This is a genomic window from Clostridium sp. AM25-23AC (assembly GCF_003435125.1).
Taxonomy (GTDB): Bacteria; Bacillota; Clostridia; order Lachnospirales; family Lachnospiraceae; genus Pilosibacter; species Pilosibacter fragilis.
In genome coordinates, this window is sequence record NZ_QWGI01000083.1 from 1,469 (window position 1) to 1,802 (window position 334).

Genomic DNA, 334 nt, shown 5'->3' on the forward strand with positions numbered 1-334 from the left:
GCGGCAAGACAGCCAAAAGCATCTTGATTTCCTGCGGTGCAAGGCTGGCTCCCTTTGATATTCCCCAGCTTCGGGAGATCATGTCTTATGACGAGCTGGAGCTGGATAAGCTGGGGGATGAAAAATCGGCGCTGTTCTTTCTTATCAGCGACACGGACACCACCTACAACTTTTTGGTTGCCCTCGCTTTTTCGCAGATGTTCAACCTTCTGTGTGAACGGGCTGACAACACCTATGGCGGGCGTCTGCCCTATCATGTGCGGGTGCTGTGGGACGAGGCAGCCAATACCGGACAGGTGCCGGGGCTGGAAAAGATCGTGGCCGTCATCCGCTC

Annotated in this window: 1 protein-coding gene; it reads left to right on the forward strand. The window is 55.4% G+C overall.

All coding sequences use genetic code 11. From position 1 onward, the window contains the following. Positions 1 to 334: type IV secretory system conjugative DNA transfer family protein (locus DW677_RS19010; protein ID WP_242992257.1), on the forward strand; the 334-nt coding region annotated here is incomplete at both ends.